This is a genomic window from Marinomonas sp. CT5, assembly GCF_018336975.1.
In the GTDB taxonomy this organism is placed as follows: Bacteria; Pseudomonadota; Gammaproteobacteria; order Pseudomonadales; family Marinomonadaceae; genus Marinomonas.
The window spans coordinates 346,213-363,200 of the sequence record NZ_CP025572.1; the positions used below are offsets into that span (position 1 = coordinate 346,213).

The following is a 16,988-nucleotide window of genomic DNA, read 5'->3' on the forward strand; positions in this document are numbered from 1 at the left end:
AGTTGGAGGATTAATGAAGCTTCATGGCCGATGCAGGAAAGTTGAATTGTCCATTGTCATTCATGCGTTGTTCTTTTGGCGGAATATTTTGCAAACTATCCCAATGCTCGGCTACGTAACCGTTCTCAACTCGGAATAAGTCGTAGAAAGACGTTGGTGTACCATTCACATCACCACCACTGACAACTAAGACAAAGTTACCTTCACCAAGCACAGCGTGAATTTTGTCATAATGGATAGTTGTTCCTTGGGCGGCCATGGCTGCAAAACCCTTTTTCAGCGCCGTAACACCATCGCCAAACCAGGGGTTATGTTGAATATATTTTTCGCCATCAACGTATTTGCTGATGTTGTTAATGTTGCCACTACGTAAAACGTCTTCCACCATTTTCTTCACAAGAGCTTTGTTTTCTGCAGTTTTATCGAGATCTGTAATTTTTGTGCTGCCATCGGTTTGTGTATGGCCACTTGGGTTTGGTGACGTTTTGTCTTGGAAGTTGTCCCAGTGTTCTACTATTAGGCCGTTTTTGAAGCGAAAAATATCAAAAACGACTGCGTTAGCATCGGCTAGGTTTGAATGTAAAACGACATAATTGCCGTCTTCAAAGGCTCGAACAATATTGCTGTGATCGGATTTTGGTGTGGCTGGAAATTGTTTTAAAAATTCGAGCAAGCCCTGTTTGCCTGATGCAGCACCTTGGTTGTGCTGAATATAGGTTTTATCGCTGATGTATTTTAGGCTGGTTTGATCGGTCGAGCCTAAATTGTCTAAGACTAGAGTGGCTTTTTCTTTGTTGGATAATTCTGGTGGGTTAGTGCTGGCGCAACCTGAAAGAACGGCAGTCAGGGTACACGCGATAACAAATAGATTGGGTTTCATTGTGCGGCTTTCCTATTTTAATTAAGAGTAATGAAATCATCATATAAGGAAAACGGTTTTTTAGAGGAGGTGATATTCTGCTCAATGATGGTAAATGTGAGCCCAGTTTTTTAATTTTCTTTGAGTAAATACTCTTTCGGTGTTTTCCCTGTATGCCGTTTAAAGAATTTGACAAAGTTGGTGCTTTCATCAAACCCTAAGGCATGAGCAATGCTTTGGGTATTCTGTGTCTTTGTTAATAACATGCGTTTTGCTTCTAAAATTACGTAGTTATCTATGACGTTTTTAGCGGTTAGGTGAGTAATGGATTTACAAATATTATTGAGTACTTTGTAGCTGCATCCGAGTAAATTTGCGTAATAAATAACGTCTCTTGATTGATTGAAATGGTTGAGGAGATGATGATTAAAGCGAACAAAAAGGTCTACTTTAGAAGTTTGCTTTCCGCTCGTAACCATAGGCCAATGGCGCATTAACAGGTGAATTAAACTTGTAAATATATGTTTTTGTAAAATGTCGTCAGCGGTCGCTTTGTTTTGCTCCTTTTGCAATATCGACAACAACATTGTGATGTCTAATTGGTCGCTTTTATGAATGTTATGACTTTGAGTTAACAACATATCCCAATGCAATAAACGAGTATTTTGCTTTACTAGGTCCCAAACACTATCTGTAAAAAAAATAATATGGCCTTTCGCTGGACGGTTGGGAAGAACATATTGATGAACCTGATGTGGACAAATTAATAACAGATCACCAGCCGATAATGTTATGCATTGTCCATCAACGTAATGTTGAATGTTTCCCTCATTGATGATCAAAAAAGTATAAAACATCACACGATGCGGGGTAAAAGGCGAGGTCTTTTTGATGTTCTTTTGTGTGAATTCATGACAGCGTTCATAGAAGGTGTGGAGTTCAAATGTCTCTATGGACAAGGCATTGTTATTTGCTTTATGAAAATGGATATTGGGAAAAAGACTCATACCGCGTTTGACCGAAAAGACTAATGAATTGAGCAAGGTTAGCACAGTCTTTAGAGCAGGAAATCAAAAAGGCCAACTCACAAGAGCTGGCCTTTGTTTTACGCTGATTCTATGTTTGATCATACCGTGAAGCGTTTTACCTGATTGGCCAATTCATCGGAATTACTTAGTGTTTGATGTACTGAGCTGCTAATGCGTTTGGATATTTCCATTACATCCTTCGACATGTCAGCAAGGCTTGATAAGTTCTCATTAATTTCGTCAGTTACTTTACTTTGTTGTTCGGTCGCACTGGCGGTTTGAGCGGTAAAGTCATAAATACGGCCTGCTGAGTTTTTTACTACCGCGATGGATTCCATCGTTTTTCTTGAAAGAGAAACACTGGTTCCGGCCATATCGACACTTTTTGTAATAGATGTCACAGCGCCGCTAACACCAGACTGCAAGTCATTGATCATTTGTTGAATGTCTTCGGTAGAAGCCTGAGTTTTGCTGGCCAGTTCGCGTACTTCATCGGCGACCACAGCAAAGCCTCGGCCTTGTTCTCCTGCTCTAGCGGCTTCAATTGCGGCGTTTAACGCCAATAAATTGGTTTGCTCAGAAATACCAAGTATGACATCCAGTACAGAAGCAATTTTATCGGATCTTTCGGTCAACTGGTTGATGACTTGGGCCGCACCTTGAATCTGTTCGGAAAGGCTATCCAATTGAGAAATCGCGTTATCTAATTGTTTTACGCCATCATCGGCGGAGCGATTTAACGATTCAACTTCGGCGACAGTATCCGCTGCATTTTGCGCCACTTCACGGGTGGCACCGCCCATTTCTTCTACCGCAGTGACGACAAAATCCAATGATTGGTTTTGGCGCTCGCTAAGATCCGCGGATTGGGTAGCAGACTCTCCTAAGTTAAACATTTCTTGGCGTATGTGTTCGCATCCGTTACGAACTTGTCCAATTAGGCTACCAAGTCGTGCCACAAAGCTATCTAATTCTCGACTCAGGTCGCCCGTTTCATCAGTTTTAGTACTGTTAATTCGTCGCGTTAGATCGCCATCACCAGAGCTAATTTGCTGAACACCAAAGGTGACTTGTTTGATCGCTTTGGAAATATTTCGTGGTGCGAACCACGCAAGGATAATACTCAGCATCAGAGCAAAAACGGCAAAAACACCAACAACTATTTTGAAAACATCGGTGAATTCATTAATAGACTTATTCTCTTCAGCTGAGTACTTACTGATTAGCTCTTCCGAATGGTCATACAAGGAACGTAGTTTGAGGAAATCGTTTTGGTTCTTACCAATAAAATCAATCATGGCAGAATCAGGGTTTTCCTTCACAGTTTGCATAATACGCTGGTTGCCATCTGACCAGGTTGTATAGAGCGTATCGAAATCGGCTAAAAAGCGAGATACTTCGTCTATATCGGCCGTGAGTTGTTGGAATTGCCTCATACGATCCAAGGCTTGCTTAGCATTTAATAATGCCGCGTCTTCTAAGGATTTGGTCTCTGTAGAGTCTTTCTCGAATACTAAGGTCGCCAGAGCGAGTCGTGACTGATACAAGTCTCTATCAGCATTTTGGATCAATGATGTGCCAGAAGCATATTTGCCTATGCTGTTTTGTAAATAACTGACTAGAAGTTCGGTTGAAATGATGACCATTAGGAAAACTAACGCTAAACCACCAAATATTAAGGTATAGCGACCTCTTATTGTCTTTAGCATCTTCATGAATATATCCCTGTGTCTGAAGTCTATAACGTCTTGCTATACTGCTATCCTTGGTTAAAACAACCTCCATAGAACAATAGCCCACATTTAAAAGTGGCACTGGATAGGAATCTACGCAAGTTGCGCTCAAGTTGTTTTATTAACAAATTGTAATTTTTTGCAACAAACTCTATGTTGGCGAAAGCTGAGCAAGTCAAGATGAGTAAAATCAAAAAGGGAAGATCGATATGTCGGAATATTATGCAAAGGTTGAATGGAAGCGTGGTACACAATCATTTTTGGACAAAAAATACAGTCGCGCCCATGAATGGCAATTTGAAGGTGGCGTGGTTGTACCGGCTTCGTCTTCGCCTCATATTGTCCCTTTGCCTATGTCTGTGGCGGAAAATGTTGATCCGGAAGAAGCCTTTGTTGCCTCGCTATCCAGTTGCCATATGTTGTTTTTCTTAGACTTTGCTTCACGCAACAAGTTAATTGTTGATCAATACACAGATAACGCCATTGGCACCTTAGCTTTGGGGGCGAACGGTAAACAAATGATGACCGAAGTCATATTGCGTCCAACGGTGACATTTGTTGGAGATAGACCGAGCTCAGAGGAAATAAAAGCACTCCATCATCAGTCCCATGAGGCGTGCTTTATTGCCAATTCAGTCTTGACCAACGTTCGCGTCGACGAGGCTTTTTGTGTTTGATCAGTAACAGAAGCGACTCATTGATTGAGTCGCTTTTTTAATGGCTTATCAAGCTTGCGTAATGGGGATAAACCAATCCAAAGCTTCGATGTCTTTAATCCAGCGTTGGATATTCGGGTACTCAGACAACTGATAAGAACCGCCTTCTTCGGCCACATGGGTATAGGGGAAGAGACAAATATCCGCTAGCGTCATGGTGTTTCCCGCCAAAAAGGCCTGCTTCGCTAATGCCTCATCCATGAGTGTTAATGCGGCGCGACCTTGCTCAATACGATCGGGCAGCATTTGCTTTTTCAACTCTGTCATGGCGTTATGGGTGAGCCAAAAACGTGGCGAAGCGATGTTGGGCTCGTGGCTGTATTGTTCCCAAAACAACCATTTATAGATCTCCGCTCTGTGTATTGGATCACTTGGTAATAAAGAAGACGGATGCTGCTCGGCCAAGTACAAAAGGACGGCGTTACTTTCGCTTAAACACTGGCCGTCATCTAACTCCAAGACTGGAATTTTTCCATTTGGGTTCATTGCCAAGAAAGACTCGGTGTGCGTTTCGCCCTTGGTGATGTCATATTGTTTCAACGTCACTTTTAAACCCAAACAAGCGCATAACAAACGGATTTTATAACCGTTCCCTGAGGGCAAGAAATCGTGCAGAATCATGAGTGTCTCCTTCTTAGTTTATGTTTTGATCATCTAATAAACAGTGTACGGAAAAAAGCGAATTAAATTGAAGGCTGGCTTAACGCATTTTGATGAATCCCCAAAAGAGAAAATAGCATTGGATACGGAACTATTAAAAACCCTGGTGGCGATTGTTGATCATGGCAGCTTTCAACGTGCCGCTATGCAAACCTTTCGTACTCCGTCGGCCATCAGCATGCAAATGAAGCGGCTGGAAGAGCAAGTCGGCACAGACCTGTTTTGTAAGCAAGGTCGAGATCAAGTGCTCACCGAAGACGGCCAGCAGCTTGTGCATTATGCGAGACAAATTTTGCAATTGCAGGAAAGCGCTCTGCAATCCATCAAAGGGCCACAGCAAGGTGTTTTGCTTAATTTAGGTTGCCCTAATGATTACGTGGCGAATTTATTGGTCGTCATTATGTCGGTCATGGAAAGCATGCTGCCGAATATTCGCTTTCGAATTCGTACTGGAACCTCGGCAGAACTGCGAGAGTGGATGGACAAAGGCGAAGTGGATTTGGCCTTGGTCACGCGAACTCCAGACAGTGATGAGGGATTAACCTTGTTCCATGACAAAGGCGTTTGGGTGGCGAAGAAAGGCTTTGATTGGACGACACTGAACCCTTTATCACTGGCCTTATATGAGTCTAGCTGTAAGTTTCACTCCAGCGCTGTTGATGGATTGCAGAAAAAAGGTACGGATTATCAACTCTATTGCGTGACCGCAAACCTTACTCTGATTGAGCGTCTACTCATGGCCGAAAAAGCCATCTCCGCTATTGCTAGCATCAGTATGAATGACTCGTTAGACATCATCGAAAGCGATCTATTGCCCGCCTTGCCCGCAGTACAAATTGCGTTTTCACGCTCTGCTTCCGCTCCCGAATGGTTAACCGTTTCATGGATTGAAGAAGTGATTGAACGGGTGGTAAAAGAAACCAAAAGGCCGGCCTAAGAGCTAAGACTCCGTAACCGTATAAAACCGCTCAACCTTTTTTGTCACTTCACCCCAATGAGAGGCTTTTACTCTGGCCTGATGCTTTTCAAACGCCGCTTTGTCGGTGAATTCTTCGTACACATCAAAGCGTTGCGGGTTGTCTGAATCTTGGGTCACGGTAAAGGTGATGCAGCCCGCTTCTTGATGCGTTAGGGCGATATGGTTTGGCAGCTCTGTTAACACCGCGTTTAGGTCTTCTTTTGGCACTTCAATATGGCCGCTTAGGGTGATTTTTGGCATGCTCAAGTCTTCTCTATCCTTGGGTTGGTTATTAAGATCATACATCATATAAGTGACGGAAAAAGGCAGATGATCAAAGTGTTTGGTATCGCCTTTCACGAAGCCAAGTTGTTCATACCAATCTTGTAATCTAATGTGCTCACCTATCACACCAATGCTGATGAAACTCAGCTGGTCAGCTTTGGCTTGTTCAATGATATGGGCGACCAGTAAAGAGCCGATACCTTTGCTTTGTTGATCTGGTAACACGGATAGACGATTTAAATAGGCTTTGCGAACACCGGCTGAATGGGTGGGGACTTCGTAAGCCACACACGCAATAGGCACTTGGTTGTCGGTTAAAACAAAGTAGCGTTCGCCGCGCTCAAAGTCGTTTTCTACCCAGCTTGTTTGACAAAAAGAGGGATGCTTGGGGCCGTTATCTTGAGTGATCGCAAACTGTTTTGCCACAGGGCGGTTGGCTTCACGAATGAGTTGGGCAATGACATCGGATTGATCTGCGAATACTTCTTTTATCTGTCTCATGGTCTTCCCTTTTGTTTTTTTAGGCTCTTTTTTTAGAAAAGGCCCAATTAAATTTCACGGCGCTGACGGCGAGCAATATCAATATTACCCCCAGTATTTGCGTTAGGCTGATGTGGGTCGCAAAAGCCAAATGGTCGACAAACAAGGCGGTGATTGGGTAGATAAATGACAGTAGTGCAATCAAGCTGGTGGGGAGTTTTTGAAAGCTGTCATACATGATGATGTACATAAATCCGGTTAGCACGGCACCGAGAATCAACAAATCGATCCACTGATTGGTCTGCGTCGGTAGGTTGTCAAAATCGGCAAAGGGCAGGAGCATAAAAACCCCCACGATAACCTGCACCAAGGCGACAAAGGTGGACGGCACCTGACTGACTTTCTTGGTCACCAAAGTGGTCACGGTATACAGCAGCGCCGCACCTAAAGCGAGTAATAACCCGAATAGGGCGGAAGAACCTTCTCGGCTCATGTCATCAGAAAACAGTGCCTTGATCTTGTTGAAATCCAGTTCGACAATGAAAAACAACCCGACAAAGGCCAGCGCCAACCAAAATAACAAACTGCCAGACAGCTTTTCTTTGGTAATTAACGCACCTGTTATGACTAAAAACAACGGTTGCATATGGTAAGCCACCGTGGCGATAGAAAAGGGAATGTAATTGAACGAGGCAAATAGAAATATCCAGTTTCCTACTAACGTCATGCCGCCCAAAATAATCATCAGTAAGACGTTGCGCTGGAAGTATTCGCGACGAAGTAATCCGGCATAGTAGGCGTAACTTCCCAGCACCAGCGCACCGAACACGCAGCGAAACAGCACCACATTCCAAAAGGCTTGGCCTGAACTAATAACAAAATAGCCAATGGTGCCAGACAGCATCATAGCCGAGATAAGTTCGATACTGCCGATAGTATTGCTGGAACGATTCATGTGTGATTCCTCAAATAGTCCTCTTAGTAAAGTGTTCAGTTGAATACCTTTTTTCGAGGAAGTGTTCTATGGTGAATAGAATAGATCCGAAAGCCTAGCTTTGGCAGATATAAAAATAGGTAAATATCATAAAATACTGTCTATATCGGAGGTGAAAGTGCGAAATAGCCTAAAAAAAGAAGAGTATGCCTTAGACGGCATTGATACTAAGCTCATCGAGCTGCTTTATGGGAATGCCAGAACCCCTGTTACCGAGCTAGCGCGTGCTGTTGGCATGACCGCTCCCAGTGTTAATGAACGGCTCAAGCGTTTGGAAGAAAGTGGCGTGATAGCGGGCTATCGAGTGGAAGTGAACCCTAAGGTGCTGGGTTATAGCTTGATGGCGATTGTGCGTATGCGTCAGCTGCCGGGCAAATTAAAAGCGTTAGAAGCGTTAATCAGTTCGATACCGGAATTTGTTGAATGCGATAAAGTCACCGGTGAAGATTGCTATGTTGCGCGTTTATATTTGAAAGACATTAGTGAGCTAGATCCCATTTTAGATCGAGTGTCTGAACTAGCCGATACCAATACCGCTATTGTGAAATCGACGCCAGTGACACGACGTTTGTTGGTGTAGGGTGTGTCGTTAAGCCATGAAAAAGAGTAGAATTCTTAATTATTATCGCTATAACTATTCGTGTTACACACTTAGGACATTATGAATTCTGACGATTTATCCCGTATTGATAACCCATTATTACTCGACAATCAGTTGTGCTTTGCTTTGTATTCGACGTCTCTTGCGATGACGCAGTTTTATAAAGAGCCCCTGTCGGCCATTGGCCTAACGTATCCACAATATACGGTGATGTTGGTTTTATGGGAGCAAGATGGTGTGAGTTTAAAACACATAGGTGATGCTCTAGGACAAAAGTCTGGCGCTTTAACGCCTGTGATTAAGCGCATGGAAGCTGATGGTTTAGTGCAACGTTTGCGTGGGGTGGAAGATGACCGCAGCTTGAGCATTTGTCTAACGGAAAAAGGCAAGCAGCTCCGTGAACAGGGTCTACAAGTGAACCGCTGTGTGGCAGAAGCGTGTGGGATTGATTTGGCTGACGTGGTGGCTTTGCGGGAACAGTTGGTAGCCCTTAGAAAGAAATTACTCGGATAGGGGTTGCACAATAATAGTTATTGCAATAACATAAGTTCATCGGCTCATTTAGTGAGCCTTTATTTTTAATATTATTGTTATCGCGATAATGATTAAGTAAGCAATATTCATCAATAGTGTTATTAAGGAGCAATATTATGAAACCTATTTACAGCGCAACAGCAACATCCACTGGTGGCCGTGACGGTCGTTCTGTTTCATCTGATAACAAGTTGGATCTTGCTCTAAGCACGCCAAAAGAGCTTGGTGGTGCGGGTGGTGAAGGCACCAACCCAGAGCAACTGTTCGCGGCGGGTTACTCTGCTTGCTTTATCGGTGCTTTTAAATTGGTCGCTTCTCAACAAAAAGTGAAATTGCCAAATGACGTGAGTGTTAAAGCGACAATCGGTATCGGTGAAAACACCAATGGTGAAGGCTTCACTATCTGTGCCGATTTAGAAGTGGACGCACCGGGTGTAGAAAAAGAAGTGATTGAGCAATTAACAGAAGCGGCTCATAAAGTTTGCCCATATTCCAACGCAACGCGTGGCAACATTGAAGTGAACTTCTCTGTGAAGTAATGATTTTTGATTAAATCGCCAGTCTGAGAATCCCTTTTACGCTTTGGTGTAAAAGGGATTTTTTTTGATGGGTAGGCACTGACGTGTTTACCCTCTACACTGGTAGGCCGTAGGTTATTTAAATAAAGGAGAAAAGCATGGCACATCGAAAGCTTGAATCGCATGAGATTGAACAAGCATTGATCCAATTAAATACAGAAGCGTCAGATGACTGGTTAATTGAAGACGAAAAGCTAAGTAAAACCTTTAAATTCAAAGATTTCCAACAGGCCTTTGGCTTTATGACCCTGTGTGCTCTCTACGCAGAGAAGCAGGATCATCATCCAGAATGGTTTAATGTTTACAACACGGTCAAAATCCAATTAACCAGCCACGATGTGTCTGGTATCTCGAATAAAGACTTCGATCTTGCTAAGAAAATGGAAGCCTTCGCTTGCAGCATGTAGCCAATCATTCGTTAGGCTAAAGTCTGGCTTCCTCTTCTTGTGAGTTTATTAATTTGTCAAAATGGCAGCCAATAGCTGGCTGGAAGTAGGAACCAGACCCACTTTAAGATCAAAAGGTTTGAACACTTTGTTAATGATTTCGGCGGTGTAATTACCCTTATCATTTTCGATTTCAGATAACGTTTTACGCGACACGCCAGTTAATTGAGTGTAAGCATCTTGTCGTAAGCCAAGTACATTGACACGCAATTCCTTAAGTGCTGTACCCTGAGTCATTTCGTCTAATAATAGACGTTTGATGATTTGGTTAATGGCAATCAACTGCTCTTCTTTCGTCATTGGCTCTAAACTTTTTGATGCACGCTGACGTGGCGTATGAGCGGATGACGTGTCTGATTCAGTTTTATTAGAAATAGCCTCTGTCTTTTTTACTGCCACAACGAGCTCATTAATCACGTCCACCGGTTTGTTCACTGACTCGACTGGCGCTTTGTTTTTTGTCTCTTTTTTTACTTTGCTCTGTTTTTTTACTTCTGACTTGTTCTGCTTCTTTTTCTTTAACTCATTTTTCTTGGATTTTGCTTTATGCTTTTTCATCGGCTGAGCGCTGTCTAATTGCCCTTTCATTTTCATTTAGTTGTCTCCTTAAAAGCTTTAAAAAAGCAAAGTTGGATGTGGTGAATAACAACAGAATACAGACCTAATATGACAGATAAGTAACAATAATAACGAAGGCAATATTTTTTATGAGAGTACTAGGGTGTGACCGGCCGATATCTTGTCCTCAATCCTGTTTCAGGACGTTTTGTCGATGTATTCCATTCATAGTGCGTTTTTTAAAACGCACTTTTAAGGAAAATATCATCATGAAATGGTTAACGGTTTTGGCTTTGTTTTTTGCCTGTTGGGTGTCGAATGCGGTTGCGCATTCAGTAGGCTTTGATCAAGTACTTCTGTATGCAAACAGTGATAGGCCTATAAAGGCGAGTGTGTGGTATCCATCTCAAACTCGGATTCCCAAAGAGCGTATCGCTGAAAATGCGGTTTTTGTTGGGACGGATGCCGTGCGTTTGGGGACGCCGTTGCAAGGAGAATTCCCAGTGGTGATTCTCTCTCATGGTTACCGTGGCAATTGGCGTAATGAAAATTGGCTGGCAACGCGACTCGTGCAAGATGGTTATATTGTGGCGGCATTGGATCACCCGGGCACCACCACTTTTGATCACAATCCTTTGGCCGCGTCACAATGGTGGAGACGTGCGACGGATGTGTCTCGCTTGCTAGACTGGCTGCTCGCACAATCCTATTTAGTAAAGCATATTGATGAAGAGAATATTACGGCGATAGGGCATTCATTAGGCGGGTGGACGGTAATGTTGCTGGCGGGCGCTGAATTTGATCGCAACCAGTTAAAGCAAGAATGTGAGATTTATAACAATCCACGTACTTGTGGTTTGATGGCGGAATTGGGACTGGATCAGCCACAAATAGCTGAGCCAACCAATAGTCTAAAAGACGCACGTATTAAGCGGGTGGTGACGTTGGATCTGGGTTTAGCAAGAAGTTTGTCTCGCCAGAGTTTACAAGCGCTCACCACACCGACTTTAATTCTTGCCGCGGGTGTTGATATTGGCGACTTGCCGCAAGAAAAAGAATCTGGCTTTCTCGCCCAGTTTATTCCGAAGCAACATCGAGACTACATTGTCTACCCTGATGCCGCGCACTTTAGTTTTATGCAGCTGTGTAAACCCAATGCTATTGCTATGCTAGAAGAGGAAGTGCCGGGGGATGGCATTGTTTGTCGAGATGGTGATTGGCGTTCTAGAGAAGAGCTTCATCAAGCCATGTATCTGGATATTATTCACTTCCTGCACGCCTCTTAACTTTTCATATTGGCGCGACGAAAGGCACTTGGCGTTTGTTGCGTCACTCTTGAAAACTCTCGATGGAAGTTAGATTTTGTCTGAAAGCCAGAGTCCAAATAAATTTGGGTGATGGCTTTGTCGGTTGTGAGTAGAAGCGTTTTTGCTCGCTCAATGCGATATTCATTCACCACTTGTGAGATGTTCCGACCATACGTTTGATTAATGGCGGCAGATATCTGTCGTGCCGGAATGCAGGCTTTGCGCGCTAGCCTGTCGAGAGTCAGATCAGGGTCGAGAAACACTTCTTTGGTGCTCAGTAAAACATCTATCTTGTGTACTATATCGCTTACTTCATCGTCTGTGAGTGGCGCTGATGTTTTTTCTTTCTGTGCTTCTTGAGGGAGGGTGTCTTGCTCTTCAGGGCTGGCTTCTTTTTGGCTTGGCGCCATGCTTAAGCTCATCATAATCACGGCAACTGACAGCATAGGCAGTAATGTCGCATGACCAATAGCAAGAATAATGAGCGCATGTTCACCCGCAAACAAGGCAAAATCGACCGCTAAAGCGCCATCAATCATGGCAGATATTAATAGAATCGCACCGGCGATGCGTTCGGCTTTTAAAGCGTTGTCTATGTCAGATAAGCGTACTTGTTCTGGTAGGTTCGATGTTTTAAACGAGGCTCGCAACAGTGCAATTCCGTAACTGATATACAGCAAGGTCAAAGCGGGATCTAAAGGGGGTCGCCAGAACGGGTAGCTAAAAGACGACAAAATCACCAATACTGGCGGTAAAAGGTGCCAGATCTTGAGCTTGTAGTTTTTGTGAGCACTGGAAAAGCAATACCAAGCCGTAACCGGAATACAGGAGGCCAAAATAGGTTGCAGCAACCGAAATAGTGGATAATCAAAGGTCCAGCGCAAACCGACAACCGTGGTTGTTAACGCGCACAAGGCGATAAAAACAAATGCCGAGCGGGTGGTTTCTTCTCGACGAATAAATAATAGCGCCGCCAAAATACCTAACAGCAGGGCAACCACAAAGGGTAAAGGAATGGCGATCATTCTGACTCCGTTTTACGCATCAATTTATCTTCATTAGGCAGGATTATGTCCTAAAAAACCTTCAAGGACGTCCTTAATCTTGTTCTAGGACGTTATTTTCTGCGCTAAACGCTAGATTTTACACTTCTATCATCCTGCGTTGGAGGAAAGTATGAATGGCTATGTTGAGGCGTGGAAGCGTTATGCAGAATTTTCTGGCAGATCGTCGGTGGCTGAATTTTGGCAATTTTTTTGGGTGAATTTTTGCATCTCGTTAGTGTTTATTGTTTTAGAAATTTTCTTTAAAGAAGTTTGGAAAGTAGAGGCTATTTATAGCTTGTTGGTGTTCTTGCCTATGTTGTCTGTAACCGTTCGGCGTTTAAAGGATACCAATCGTTCCGCTTGGTGGTTGCTGGTGGTGTTGCTTCCTGCTGTCGGCATGGTGGTTTTGATCATTTTATTGGCTTTGCCCAGTGAGCCCGACAATGATGTTGGCCATTATCCACAAAACAGCGCAATACAATAAACAGGAGACAAACATGAAATATGTGAATAACTTACCCCACTTATCCACCGTGTTATGCTCAATTTTGCTACTTTTGTCGCTTGCTGCCTGCAGTAATGACACAAAAAGCTCGGTTAACGGCAATCTAGAATGGACTGATGGTATCAAGGCGGTGGTGTATATTGAGTCTCCCAAAGTGGGCACCTTGTTGAATCTGCGAGGTATCGCGGGAAAAGGGGTGATCATCGTCAAAAACGATAAGCAATCCGCAGGGCAAACGGCGTGTCTCTCATCGCCGATTCGACTTGCTGCAGGAGATTTTGGCGGTGCAAGTATTGGTATTCAAGCCGCTGAGCCGATTCGCCTTTATATTTATTCCAACAAAGTTAAGTCTGAGCTTATGTCTGGGAACGAAGTGGTTAGTGAAGATTATGTGATTACTGATCACAGTGATGCCAAACTTGGCGATATTAAAATTGAATCTGGTTTAACGCTTAATTATGGTTTTGTGCTTAATCCTGGGGAATGGTCTTGGTCATCGGTATTTGGGTTAGATCAAGAGTCTGTATTGTGCGAAGAATTGGCTGCACTTTAAAAAGGAGCCTCTGGAAGCATTTGCGCCAGAGGCTTGGTATTGTTTAGACATCCAAGAAGGTTTGTTCAAACAAGTCCGCTGGTAATGGTTTGCTGAATAAATAACCTTGGTAAATATCACAGTCGAGGCCTTTTAAAATATTGAATTCAATACTGTGTTCAATACCTTCTGCGACGACTTCTAAGTTAAGCTTTTTACAAAGCGAGATGACGCTTTCCACCATAGTAAATAGGCTGTCGTCTTTGCTCATATTGGAGATAAAAGATTTGTCTATTTTCACTTCATCAATGGGCAGTTTCCATAAAGAGTTAAGTGATGAAAACCCCGTACCGAAGTCATCAAGAGAAATGGTGATACCGTGCTCCCTTAAATCCGTTAAGGTGGAGATGGCCTCTTGATAATTCTTCATAAAAACCGATTCCGTGATTTCTAAGCGAATCATGCTTTCTGGGATACCGTGCTTCTTGAGGGTGTTCAATAGGTCTTCTTCAAAATTCGGCTCAATCAGTTGAATCGGGCTGATATTCAAAGACAAGGTTTTGAGGTGTATAGGTTGCTTGCGTTTTAACCATTTCGCTAGTTGCTGGCAAGCGTTGTCAATAATCTGCAAACCAAGAGGATAAATTAGGTTATTTTTTTCAGCGATTTCAATAAAAATGTCAGGGCTTACAAAACCAAACTTTTCATGATGCCAGCGGGCGAGCACCTCAGTGCCTACCACTTTTTTTTGTACATTCACCAAGGGCTGGTAATGAAGGTCTAGACAATTTTCGGCCATGCAATCTCGTAGATCCATGGTCAAAATGGCTTTTTTATTAAAGAGGTCTTGGTCTTTATGATCGAAAATATGAAAGCGATTTTTGCCCTTATTTTTGGCGGAGTACATGGCAATATCGGCTTGCTTTAGGGTTTCATTAAAGTCCAACATTTTGACGTCTTCGGAAATAATGCCCATGCTGGGGGTAATGACAAGAGTATGTGTATTATCCAAAATGGGTTCGCCAATACGCTGAATAATTTTATCGGCGATGAGCTCGGCTAAGGTCGGGTCGGGCAAGACTTGATGAGTTATAACCACGACAAACTCATCACCACCTAAACGTGCGACTAGGTCATTGGAAGAGGTGCATTCATTCAGTCTTTGCGCGATCGTAATGAGCAATCTATCGCCTGTATCATGTCCCATGAAATCATTGACGTCTTTAAAATTATCCAAATCGATAAAGAGCACAGACACATGGCTAATGTATTTTTGATCTTTAAGATTTTCGATAAATGAACGTAAATGCTCTCGATTGGCTAACCCGGTTAGCGGGTCAAAATAGGCGCTTTTTTCTAACTGATTAATACGCATTTGGCTGCGTTTCGTACTAAAGAAATTTTTGCCTGAATTGAAAATGATCTCTAGTAAGTTGTGGTCTTGTTCTTCCCAAGGGGTGCTTTCTCCAGCGATATTTTGACGCCATAATGCAAAAGAGCTTCTAGGTTCTAGATGTCTTTCATTGTTTTCAATAACGATATTGACCGTTTGTGGTACGCCTCCCCACTTTATGGTTTTGGAGACTTCTTCTTTGCCGATAAAAACATAAAAGTCATTGGGGACTTTGGCTCTTATCATGGCAATACCAACCATTGTCTCAAGTCTAGGTATTTTATGCGCTTCTTGGTGCAGTTTTTCAGAGTTAAAGTGGGTTGCGTCTTGGTCTTTAAAAAGTGTTTTTAAGGCGTCAATAGTCTCACCTCCAAGGTCCAAAAAGGTGGTTCCTTTTAGAACATAAGACTGCTCCCGATAAATAATGCCAATAAAATGGTACCCAGTAATTTTTTGAATTTTCTGTAGTATCGATTCAAATAAGGCAGCCGAGATGTTAGCCATATGAGCTTGGTTGAACGTCGCCTCAATATAGGATTGGGCATTCATCACATAGGTGAGACGTTTGATCTTTTCAGCAGGGACTAGATAGGATGTGATGACTTCGCTAAATAGTTCTCCTGACACTCGAAGCTGCGCGATCACATCATTAGTAGGTGTTTTACGTTCATTATGATGAAAAACCACCATCCCCCATAGCTGGTCCCCTTTCATTATCGACAAGGATAAGGAAGAGCCGACTTTCATGTTTTTAAGATAACGGCGGTGCACTGTCGACATGCTTCTTAATACCGATAAGCTTTGGTCAAGCGGTTCACCATTTGGTAATAATGATGGTTCTAGTTTAGAGGGGGCGGCATCAACATCGGCAAACAGGCGTATCGGGCTCAATGCATACAAAACACGGGCTTGCTTAGGGATATCTTCCGCAGGGAAGCGCATTCCGTGATATTTGACTTCTTCTCTTGCTGATACCGCTTCAGCGACGACTTCCCCTGACCAGTCAGGTAAAAAGCGATACATCATCACGCGATCATATTCCGTGTAATCTTGTAACTGATTGACTAGCGTATCAAATAAAGTGGTTTCATCATGAGATGATTTAAGCAAGGCGACCATATTATCAATGTGCGATAACAACACATTGGTATCGTATTGAGTGCCTTTATTCGGGGAGAACTCTAAACTAATCCAGCCTTTTGCCAGATGCGCAAAACATCCCCAAGACGATGATTGAACGATTCCAGCATCGGTCATTTCAAGAGAGACTGACTTTTTCGACGATAGCGTCGCTAGACAGGATACATCGCTAAATTCCACCCACTCACCGATATGACTGCCTATGAGCTCTGAATATTTACTTGGATCAATTGGGGAGGTTTCTTTTAGGCGGTCCAATGTATTACTTGAGTGTTGGACAACACGATATGAGTCTGGGTCAAGAATTAACTGAAAGCCATGTGGCTGAATTGAGCCCATAATCTGTATTGCTTCTGAAGCGCATTGCTCGGCTTCTGCCTTGGTGATTTTCCTTGTCTCAACTATTTCTTTAGTCATATTCCATGTCTCATAACGTTAAAAGTACTGGACGCTTAAAGCTAAGGGGGGACGATCTTGGGTATTATCTATAGATGATTATTTACTCTGTTGTATCCGGTAGAACAATACCAGAAAGACCGATAATATTCATTTAGATGAATGTATTTTGTACCTTATAATCTACGATAAAGTAAGAGGAAAATAGGGTATTTTAGCCGTTTAGTAACCCATAGAAC

At 43.0% G+C, this 16,988-nt stretch carries 18 protein-coding genes; 9 read left to right on the plus strand and 9 right to left on the minus strand.

The features are described from left to right. Positions 1–10 precede the first annotated feature (10 nt). The 3 genes from C0J08_RS01640 to C0J08_RS01650 form a co-directional block, all read right to left on the minus strand. Positions 11–880, minus strand: a complete 870-nt coding sequence (locus C0J08_RS01640; protein ID WP_212654403.1) for a nuclear transport factor 2 family protein — start codon at positions 878–880, stop codon at positions 11–13. Between the two features lie 110 nt (positions 881–990). Then, a complete protein-coding gene (locus C0J08_RS01645; protein WP_212654404.1) occupies positions 991–1,902 on the minus strand; it encodes an AraC family transcriptional regulator in 912 nt (303 codons plus the stop codon). Between the two features lie 83 nt (positions 1,903–1,985). Then, positions 1,986–3,602 carry a methyl-accepting chemotaxis protein gene (locus C0J08_RS01650; RefSeq protein ID WP_212654405.1) on the minus strand — a complete coding sequence of 539 codons (1,617 nt, stop codon included), beginning with the start codon at positions 3,600–3,602 and terminating at the stop codon, positions 1,986–1,988. A gap of 227 nt (positions 3,603–3,829) precedes the next feature. Between C0J08_RS01650 and C0J08_RS01655 the strand changes: the two genes are divergently transcribed. After that, entirely contained in the window at positions 3,830–4,297 is a 468-nt protein-coding gene (locus tag C0J08_RS01655; protein ID WP_212654406.1) for an OsmC family protein, read from the plus strand. A gap of 48 nt (positions 4,298–4,345) precedes the next feature. On the opposite strand, the gene C0J08_RS01660 is transcribed toward C0J08_RS01655, so the two are convergent. Continuing rightward, on the minus strand, positions 4,346–4,957 hold the full coding sequence (locus C0J08_RS01660) for a glutathione S-transferase family protein (RefSeq protein ID WP_212654407.1): 612 nt from the start codon (positions 4,955–4,957) through the stop codon (positions 4,346–4,348). Between the two features lie 67 nt (positions 4,958–5,024). On the opposite strand from C0J08_RS01660, the gene C0J08_RS01665 reads away from it, so the two are divergent. Continuing rightward, the gene (locus tag C0J08_RS01665; RefSeq protein WP_212654408.1) at positions 5,025–5,933 is read left to right on the plus strand and encodes a LysR family transcriptional regulator; all 909 of its coding nucleotides are present in this window, start codon (positions 5,025–5,027) and stop codon (positions 5,931–5,933) included. A 3-nt stretch (positions 5,934–5,936) separates the two neighbouring features. Here the strand turns inward: C0J08_RS01665 and C0J08_RS22790 are convergent, their stop codons facing one another. Together C0J08_RS22790 and C0J08_RS01680 are read right to left on the minus strand one after the other, a co-directional pair. After that, complete coding sequence (locus C0J08_RS22790; protein WP_349304780.1) at positions 5,937–6,740, minus strand: GNAT family N-acetyltransferase; 804 nt, start codon at positions 6,738–6,740, stop codon at positions 5,937–5,939. A 19-nt stretch (positions 6,741–6,759) separates the two neighbouring features. Then, entirely contained in the window at positions 6,760–7,674 is a 915-nt protein-coding gene (locus C0J08_RS01680) for a DMT family transporter (protein WP_212654409.1), read from the minus strand. Between the two features lie 157 nt (positions 7,675–7,831). Here C0J08_RS01680 and C0J08_RS01685 point away from each other — a divergent pair, with 157 nt between their 5' ends. From C0J08_RS01685 to C0J08_RS01700, 4 genes are all read left to right on the plus strand, one after another. Continuing rightward, entirely contained in the window at positions 7,832–8,293 is a 462-nt protein-coding gene (locus C0J08_RS01685; RefSeq protein WP_212654410.1) for an Lrp/AsnC family transcriptional regulator, read from the plus strand. A gap of 81 nt (positions 8,294–8,374) precedes the next feature. Then, positions 8,375–8,827 (plus strand): MarR family winged helix-turn-helix transcriptional regulator, encoded by a 453-nt coding sequence (locus C0J08_RS01690; RefSeq protein ID WP_212654411.1) that lies wholly within the window; start codon positions 8,375–8,377, stop codon positions 8,825–8,827. Positions 8,828–8,964: 137 nt separating this feature from the next. Continuing rightward, entirely contained in the window at positions 8,965–9,387 is a 423-nt protein-coding gene (locus C0J08_RS01695; RefSeq protein WP_212654412.1) for an organic hydroperoxide resistance protein, read from the plus strand. Between the two features lie 137 nt (positions 9,388–9,524). After that, positions 9,525–9,833: a 4a-hydroxytetrahydrobiopterin dehydratase gene (locus C0J08_RS01700; protein WP_212654413.1), complete on the plus strand. Its 309-nt coding sequence runs from the start codon at positions 9,525–9,527 to the stop codon at positions 9,831–9,833. Between the two features lie 48 nt (positions 9,834–9,881). Here C0J08_RS01700 and C0J08_RS01705 read toward each other — a convergent pair whose 3' ends face one another. Continuing rightward, positions 9,882–10,466, minus strand: a complete 585-nt coding sequence (locus C0J08_RS01705; RefSeq protein WP_212654414.1) for a helix-turn-helix transcriptional regulator — start codon at positions 10,464–10,466, stop codon at positions 9,882–9,884. Positions 10,467–10,699: 233 nt separating this feature from the next. Here C0J08_RS01705 and C0J08_RS01710 point away from each other — a divergent pair, with 233 nt between their 5' ends. Continuing rightward, a complete protein-coding gene (locus C0J08_RS01710) occupies positions 10,700–11,716 on the plus strand; it encodes an alpha/beta hydrolase family protein (RefSeq protein ID WP_212654415.1) in 1,017 nt (338 codons plus the stop codon). On the opposite strand, the gene C0J08_RS01715 is transcribed toward C0J08_RS01710, so the two are convergent. Beyond that, positions 11,713–12,762, minus strand: coding sequence for a helix-turn-helix domain-containing protein (locus C0J08_RS01715; RefSeq protein WP_212654416.1), 1,050 nt, complete (start codon positions 12,760–12,762; stop codon positions 11,713–11,715). The genes C0J08_RS01710 and C0J08_RS01715 overlap by 4 nt on opposite strands. Before the next feature lie 151 nt (positions 12,763–12,913). Between C0J08_RS01715 and C0J08_RS01720 the strand changes: the two genes are divergently transcribed. Next, a complete protein-coding gene (locus C0J08_RS01720; protein ID WP_212654417.1) occupies positions 12,914–13,267 on the plus strand; it encodes a DUF805 domain-containing protein in 354 nt (117 codons plus the stop codon). 13 nt (positions 13,268–13,280) lie between these two features. Then, positions 13,281–13,841 carry a hypothetical protein gene (locus C0J08_RS01725; protein ID WP_212654418.1) on the plus strand — a complete coding sequence of 187 codons (561 nt, stop codon included), beginning with the start codon at positions 13,281–13,283 and terminating at the stop codon, positions 13,839–13,841. 43 nt (positions 13,842–13,884) lie between these two features. Here C0J08_RS01725 and C0J08_RS01730 read toward each other — a convergent pair whose 3' ends face one another. After that, positions 13,885–16,770, minus strand: a complete 2,886-nt coding sequence (locus C0J08_RS01730) for a bifunctional diguanylate cyclase/phosphodiesterase (protein ID WP_212654419.1) — start codon at positions 16,768–16,770, stop codon at positions 13,885–13,887. Positions 16,771–16,988: the final 218 nt, after the last annotated feature.